A 769-nucleotide genomic window follows, 5' to 3' on the forward strand; every position below is an offset into this window, starting at 1 on the left:
TTACCCGAGTTTGACCGTAAAGTATTAGAAGTATTGCGCGAACCTTTGGAAAACGGCGAAATCCATATTTCCCGCGCCGCACGCCAAGCAGTTTATCCGGCCAAGTTCCAACTTGTCGCCGCCATGAACCCCTGCCCTTGTGGCTATCTTGGCCATCCGTCCAAACCTTGCCGTTGCACGCCTGAAAGTGTTGCCCGCTACCGCAACAAAATTTCAGGGCCATTGCTCGACCGTATTGATTTAACCATCGAAGTACCCAGCCTTTCCGCTGCCGAATTGATGCAACAAGAAGCAGGCGAATCCAGTGCCACAGTATTGGAACGCGTTACCGCCGCACGCAAAATCCAATACAACAGACAAGGCAAAGTCAATGCCGAACTGAGTATCAGCGAGCTCGATGGTAAAGCCCGCATCCAAAAAGAAGCGCAAGAAGCCTTGGGAACCATGCTCGAAAAACTGTCCCTTTCCGCTCGAAGCTTCCACCGCATCATGCGCGTTGCCCGTACGCTGGCTGATTTGGCAGGCGACGAAGAAGTCAGCAAAACCCATGTGATGAAAGCCATCGGCTTCCGTCGCGCCCTTTAACTTTTCAGACGGCCTGAATCTTTATGTTTAAGTAAAACTAGAGTAAACAAAGCATCAGGATTTTGCCGTCCATAACGGTTATTGATAAAATATCGAATCTAAACTCAGACAGTCTCCCCTCAGGCCGTCTGAACACATTATTACAAGGTAAGTCATGAAAAAATCTACACAATATGGCAAAGGC

At 49.0% G+C, this 769-nt stretch carries 1 protein-coding gene; it reads left to right on the forward strand.

From position 1 onward, the window contains the following. The coding region (locus ACTHS3_RS16285; RefSeq protein ID WP_440368544.1) for an ATP-binding protein at nt 1-585 on the forward strand (585 nt) is incomplete at its 5' end. Nucleotides 586-769: the final 184 nt, after the last annotated feature.

It is taken from the genome of Neisseria sp. P0009.S007 (assembly GCF_051962515.1).